General features: G+C 71.2%; 4 protein-coding genes. 3 read left to right on the forward strand and 1 reads right to left on the reverse strand.

From position 1 onward, the window contains the following. Nucleotides 1-181 precede the first annotated feature (181 nt). Nucleotides 182-1,312, forward strand: a complete 1,131-nt coding sequence (locus tag GA0070213_RS20275) for a lytic polysaccharide monooxygenase auxiliary activity family 9 protein (protein ID WP_091066807.1) — start codon at nucleotides 182-184, stop codon at nucleotides 1,310-1,312. A gap of 57 nt (nucleotides 1,313-1,369) precedes the next feature. Here the strand turns inward: GA0070213_RS20275 and asnB are convergent, their stop codons facing one another. After that, nucleotides 1,370-3,331, reverse strand: a complete 1,962-nt coding sequence (gene asnB / locus GA0070213_RS20280; RefSeq protein ID WP_091066924.1) for an asparagine synthase (glutamine-hydrolyzing) — start codon at nucleotides 3,329-3,331, stop codon at nucleotides 1,370-1,372. 113 nt (nucleotides 3,332-3,444) lie between these two features. Between asnB and GA0070213_RS20285 the strand changes: the two genes are divergently transcribed. Beyond that, complete coding sequence (locus GA0070213_RS20285) at nucleotides 3,445-4,920, forward strand: aminopeptidase P family protein (protein WP_091066811.1); 1,476 nt, start codon at nucleotides 3,445-3,447, stop codon at nucleotides 4,918-4,920. A 220-nt stretch (nucleotides 4,921-5,140) separates the two neighbouring features. Beyond that, the gene (locus tag GA0070213_RS20290; protein WP_091066814.1) at nucleotides 5,141-6,805 is read left to right on the forward strand and encodes a hypothetical protein; all 1,665 of its coding nucleotides are present in this window, start codon (nucleotides 5,141-5,143) and stop codon (nucleotides 6,803-6,805) included.

The following is a 6,805-nucleotide window of genomic DNA, read 5'->3' on the forward strand; positions in this document are numbered from 1 at the left end:
CTGCCGCGTCGCCGGGTCGAGCCGACGCGAGGGCATCCACGGTCCGTGGCACGGACCGCAGGCGGTGCGCGTCCCCGAAGGCCCCGGCCGACCGCCGGGCGCGGGCACCGCGATGATCGCATCCGCTCGTCGCAGCGGGGCGGGCCGAAGCGGGCCACGCTCCGCGAGTCAGGAGATTCCCGTGCACCGATCCCGTACGGCCGCGCTCGTCACCGCGGCCCTCACCCTGGCCGTGGGCGCGTTCGCCCTGGCCTCCGGGCCCGACCCGGCCGCCGCGCACGGCGCGGCCATGACGCCGGGCGCCCGCACCTACCTGTGTTGGAAGGACGGCCTCTCCGGCACCGGTGAGATCCGGCCCAACAACCCCGCCTGCGCGTCGGCGGTCGCGGAGAACGGAGCGAACTCGCTCTACAACTGGTTCAGCGTGCTGCGTTCCGACGCGGGCGGCCGGACCACCGGCTTCATCCCCGACGGCAAGCTGTGCAGCGGCGGCAACCCCGGCTTCAGCGGCTACGACGCGGCCCGCAACGACTGGCCGGTCACGCACCTGACCGCCGGGCGGTCGATGGAGTTCCGCTACAGCAACTGGGCCCACCACCCGGGCACGTTCTACTTCTACGTGACCAAGGACAGCTGGAGCCCGACCCGGCCGCTGGCCTGGAGCGACCTGGAGACGCAGCCGTTCCTGCAGGTGACCAACCCGCCGCAGAGCGGCGCGGTGGGCACCAACGACGGCCACTACTACTTCACCGGCAACCTGCCGAGCAACAAGAGCGGCCGGCACATCATCTACTCGCGCTGGGTGCGCTCGGACAGCCAGGAGAACTTCTTCGGCTGCTCCGACGTGACGTTCGACGGCGGCAACGGTGAGGTGACCGGCATCGGCTCGGGTGGCAACCCCACGCCGACGCCGACGAACCCGGGTCCCACGCCGACCAACCCCACGCCGACGCCCACCACCCCGACGCCCACGCCCACCTCGTCGCCGACCACGCCGCCGCCGGCCGGCGGCAACTGCATGGCGGTCTACAAGGTGGTCAGCGCCTGGGGCGGTGGCTTCCAGGGCGAGGTCATGATCATGAACCACAGCACCCGGACGTACTCCGGGTGGACCGCGAGCTGGACCTGGCCGAGCGGCCAGACCATCAACCAGGTGTGGAACGGCACGTTGAGCGGCAGCGGATCGTCGGTGACGGTCACCAACGCCGCCTACAACGGCAGCGTCGCACCGGAGGGCACCACCACGTTCGGCTTCACCGCGAACGTCTCCGGCCAGAACACGCTACCCACGGTCACCTGCACCGGCAGGTGACCCCGACCTGAGAATGGGCCCCCGGGGCGTACCCGGGGGCCCATCGTCACGCTCGGGTCAGCGGACCATGCTGCCCACGACCGGCTTGGTGAGCAGCGCGGACTGGTTGCGCTGGATACCCGGGTCGAGCGTCTTCGCCACGAAGATGGCGTGCCAGATGCAGAAGATCAGCACGGTCCACACCTTGCGGGAATGGTCGGCCTCCTCCCGCTTGTGCTCCTCCAGCAGCCGCATCGCGTACGACAGGTCGATCAGGTCGCCCGCACCCGAGGTGGACAGCACGTGCCGGGCCCACTCGTACATCTCGCCGCGCAGCCAGACCCGGGTCGGGGTCGGGAAGCCCAGCTTCTTGCGGTTGACGATGGCCGGCGGCACCACGCCCTGCAACGCCTGGCGCATGGCGTACTTGGTGGCCTCGGAGCGCGGCGGCAGCTTCAGGTCGACCGGGATGCCGGCGGCGACGTTGAACACCTCGCGGTCCAGGAACGGCACCCGGACCTCCAGCGAGTGCGCCATCGAGATCCGGTCCGCCTTGACCAGGATGTCGCCGCGCAGCCAGGTGTAGAGGTCGACGTACTGCATCTTGGTGACGTCGTCCAGCTCGGTGCACTCGGCGTAGATCGGCGCGGTGACGTCGGTGTAGCGCACCGAGGGGTCGTAGCGGCGCAGCAGGTGCTGCTTCTCCTCCTCGGTGAACATCCGGGCGTTGCCGTAGTAGCGCTGCTCGATCGGGGTGGTGCCGCGCTCCAGGAAGCTCTTGCCCTTGACCCCCTGCGGGATCGCCTTGGAGACCGCCCGCAGGCCCTTCTGCACGCCGTCCGGCAGGCCGTTGACGCCGCTCAGCGACAGCGGCTCGCGATAGATCGTGTAGCCGCCGAAGAACTCGTCCGCGCCCTCGCCGGAGAGCACCACGGTGACGTGCTCGGCGGCCTTTTTCGCCACGAAGTAGAGCGGCACCAGGGCCGGGTCGGCCACCGGGTCGTCCAGGTGCCAGACGATCTTCGGCAGCGCGTCGATCATGTCCTGCGGCCCGATCTTGGTCGGGATCGTGGTCACGTCGAGGTGCCGGGCCGACTCCTGGGCCACGTCGATCTCGGAGTAGCCGGGCACGTCGTAGCCGACGGTGAAGGTGAGGATGTTCGGGTTGAACTCGCGGGCCAGCGCCACCACGGCGGTCGAGTCGATGCCGCTGGACAGGAACGAGCCGACCGGCACGTCCGAGCGCATGTGCATCCGGACGCTCTCCCGCAGCGTCTCCCGGATGTCGTGGTAGAGCCGCTGCTCGTCGGGGACCGGGGCGGGCCGGAACACCGGCCGGTACCAGCGGCGCACGTCGATCCGGCCGTCCGGGCTCCAGGTCAGGTACTCCCCCGAGCCGATCCGGCTGATCCCCTTGTGCAGGGTGCCCGGCTCCGGGACGTACTGCAGGGTCAGGTAGTGGCTCAGGTTCGCGGTGTCGATCCCCGCGTCGCCCTGGTAGGCGGAGTGCGCGAACGGCAGCAGCGCCTTCTTCTCCGAGGCGAGGTAGAGCCCGTCCTGGGTCTGCAGGTAGTGCAACGGCTTGATGCCGAAGTAGTCGCGGGCGCCGAACGCCCGCCGCTCCTGCCGGTCCCAGATCACGAACGCGAACATGCCGCGCAGCTTGGTGAGCACCTGCTCACCCCAGTAGTGGTAGCCGGCGACGATCACCTCGCCGTCACCGTTCGTGGCGAACTGGGCGCCGTAGTCGCGGATCAGCTCGTCGCGCAACTCGATGTAGTTGTAGATCTCGCCGTTGAAGGTGAGCAGGTAGCGCCCGCCCGCGTAGGGCAGGGGCTCGTGGCTGAGCGCCACGTCGATGATCGCCAGCCGCTTGTGCGCGAACACGCCGTCCGCGTACCGGCCGGAGGCGTCGCCGACCACCTCGACCCCGGTCTCGTCCGGGCCCCGGTGGTGCAGGCACTCCAGTGCGCCGGCGATGTGGTCGCGGTGGGCGGCGGCGTCGCCGCGCGCGCTGAAGAAGGCCAGGAGTCCGCACATGACGGCCATCTTTCCACGCGCCGGAAGCCGCCGTCGCGGCACCGCAGGCACTCCCCGCTGTCGTGCGCGCGGTACCGTCGGGACCAGCGACGAGGCTCAGGGAGGGGCGGATCATGGCCGAGGAGCGGACGCAGCAGGGCAAGCCGGCGGACGGCACGGAATCACACGACCCGGACTTCCCGGAGGCGTTCCTGTCGTTCATGCGGCAGGGCTGGCGGGACACCGAGCTGCCGGTCACGCCGCGCCCGGAGGTGCCCAACCACGCGAAGCGGCGGGCCGCGCTGACCGAGGCCTTCCCGGGCGAGACGCTCGTCATCCCCACCGGCACCGAGAAGGTCCGCGCCAACGACACCGAGCACCGGTTCCGGCCGGGCAGCGACTTCGCGTACCTGACCGGCGACCTGGAGCCCGACAGCGTCCTCGTGCTGCGCCCGGGCGGCGAGGCGACGCTCTACATGCGCCCCCGGTCGTCGCGGGCGACCGACGAGTTCTTCCGCAGTCGCCACGGCGAACTGTGGGTGGGCCGCCGGCCCACGTTGCGCGAGAAGTCGACCGAGCTCGGCCTGCCGACGGCCGACCTGAGCGAGCTGGACGCGGCGCTGGCCGACCTGGCCCCGGGGCGGACCCGGGTGCTGCGCGGCTTCGACGCCCGGGTGGACGCCGCGGTGCGCCGCTACGACGGGCCGCGAGCGGAGGGCCAGCCGGGTCGGGACCGGGAGCTGGCCATCGCGATCTCCGAGCTGAAGCTGGTCAAGGACGAGTGGGAGATCGCGCAGCTCCAGGAGGCGTGCGACGCCACGGTGCGCGGCTTCGAGGACGTGGCCCGGGCGCTGCCGGCCGACCGGGCGATCTCCGAGCGCCTGCTGGAGGGGCTGTTCGCGCTGCGGGCCCGGCACGACGGCAACGACGTCGGCTACGGCTCGATCGTCGGGTCCGGCGAGCACGCCACGATCCTGCACTGGGTGCACAACCACGGCGCCACCCGCCCGGGCGACCTGCTGCTGATGGACATGGGCGTGGAGAACCGCAACCTCTACACCGCCGACGTCACCCGGGTGCTGCCGGTCGACGGCCGGTTCACGCCGCTTCAGCGGCAGGTCTACGACGCGGTCCACGCCGCGCAGCAGGCCGGCATCGACATGTGCCGGCCGGGGGTGGGCTTCCGCGACGTCCACCTGGCCTCGATGCGGGTGCTGGCCGAGGCGCTGAAGGATCTCGGGCTGCTGCCGGTGAGCGTGGACGAGGCGATGGACCCGGCCTCCACGGTCTACCGCCGATGGACGCTGCACGGCACCAGCCACATGCTCGGCATCGACGTGCACGACTGCGCGAACGCCCGCAAGGAGACCTACCGGGACGGGCCGCTCGGTGCGGGCTACGTGCTGACCGTCGAGCCGGGCCTCTACTTCCAGCCGGAGGACGAGTTGGTCCCCGAGGAGCTGCGCGGCATCGGCGTCCGGATCGAGGACGACATCCTGGTCACCGTCGACGGCCCGGTGAACCTCTCGGCCGGGCTGCCGCGGGGCTCCGACGAGGTGGAGACCTGGCTGGCCGAGCAGCGCGAGGCGGGCCCGCGCCTGCCCGGCTGAGCCTCCCGACCCGCCCGGTCCACGACAGCGGGCCCGCACCGACGCCGGTGAGGGCCCGCTGCCTTACGTCCACTTATGCGCGCTTTATTCGTATAAGACCTTCTCGCGAGGATCCTTCTCCTACGGTGTCGATCAGGGGCTACAACCCGTTTGTAGCTGCTCGCCCCGCCTGGGGCGATGCGATCCGTTTGGGGAGAACCGAAAGGGCGGGAAGGCTCTCATGGCCGACGAGGCAACGACACCCGACGGCGGTGCGCCGACGGCACCCCCGCCGACGAGCAGGCGGCGGACGCTCTGGGTCGCCACCGGCGTGGCCGGGCTGACCGGCGTCGTCGGCCTGGCGGCGCTGGGCGGTCTCGCCGCCCGCGACGACCGGGCCGGGGGTCCGGAGCGGGTGGCGGACAATCGAGCCGTCGCGCCGCAGAACGCCGGTGGCGACACCCACCAGGACGGCGGGAAGGGCCGTGACCGGGGCGAGTGGGGTGGCGAGGAGGACCACGGCAAGGCCCGCGAGATCCCCTGCGACGACGACGCCCTCGTCGACGCGCTCGAACTGGCCACCCGCGACCACGGCGGCACCCTGAAGCTCGCCGAGAACTGCACCTACGAACTCGGCGTCAAGGACCGCAAGGTCGGCGGCGCCCTGCCCGGGATCAAGCAGGACGTCACCATCAAGGGCAACGGCTCCACCATCAAGCGCGACGCCGAAGACACCTTCCGCATCTTCCGCGTGGCCGGCGGCGGCCACCTCACCCTCGACGACCTCACGGTCACCGGCGGGAACGCCGCCGAGGTGCGGCACCCTGGCCCGGCGGCGTCGGGCCGGGCGCTCCGGGACGGCGACCGCGGCGCGGGCGACGGCGGCGCGCTGCTGGTCGAGCGCGGCGGCAAGGCCCACCTCTCGAAGGTCACGCTCGCCGGCAACAACGCCGAGCACGACGGCGGGGCGGTGGCCAACTTCGGCCGCGTGTGGCTGGAGGAGAGCACTGTCGTCGACAACCACGCGCGGGGCGACGGCGGCGGCATCTTCAACCGCGGCATCCTCAAGATCGAGGAGTCCCACGTCGACGACAACACGGCCGCGGGCAGCGGCGGCGGCATCGCCAACGGCAGCGACGAGCGGCGCGGCGAGGGCGGTCCGGTCGATCTCACCACCGCCGACGCCGGCAAGGGCGACCACGGCAGGCACGACGCCGGCACCGTGGAGATCACCGGCGGCTGGGACGGCAAGGACGCCTCATGGAGCACGCTGTCGGACAACCGGGCCGGGAAGAACGGCGGCGGCCTGTTCAGCAGCGGCGGCTACGTCACCGTCTCCTTCACCCACATCACCGGCAACACCGCCTGCGAGAACGGCGGCGGCATCTACGCCGAGAACACCGACCTCGACCTCGACAAGGTCGTCGTCGCCGGCAACCACGCCGACGGCGACGGCGGCGGCGTCGTCACCACCGGCGGCAAGCACTGGGGCTACCCCAACACCAAGGACGACGCCAGCGCCACCATCTCCGACAGCGTCATCGTCGACAACACCGCCAACCGCTTCGGCGGCGGCATCTACAACGGCGAGTGGCTCGTCAAGATCGAAGACGGCTTCCTCACCCGCGACCACGACGAGGACGACAACGCCGCCCTCACCCTGCGCGACACCCTGATCAAGGGCAACACCGCCCTCAACGGCGGCGGCATCTTCAACAACAAGGCAAAGATCACCCTGACCAAGACCCACGTCACCAAGAACACCGCCACCGACGCCGCCAAACTCCACCGCGTCGCCGGCGGCGTCCTCAACAACGAGGGCCACGTCAAACTCGACGACGACTCCCTCATCAGCGACAACGACCCCACCAACTGCGCCAACACCGTCGAGGACTGCTTCAACTGA

Origin of the sequence: Micromonospora humi, from assembly GCF_900090105.1 — a bacterium.
Classification (GTDB): Bacteria; Actinomycetota; Actinomycetes; order Mycobacteriales; family Micromonosporaceae; genus Micromonospora; species Micromonospora humi.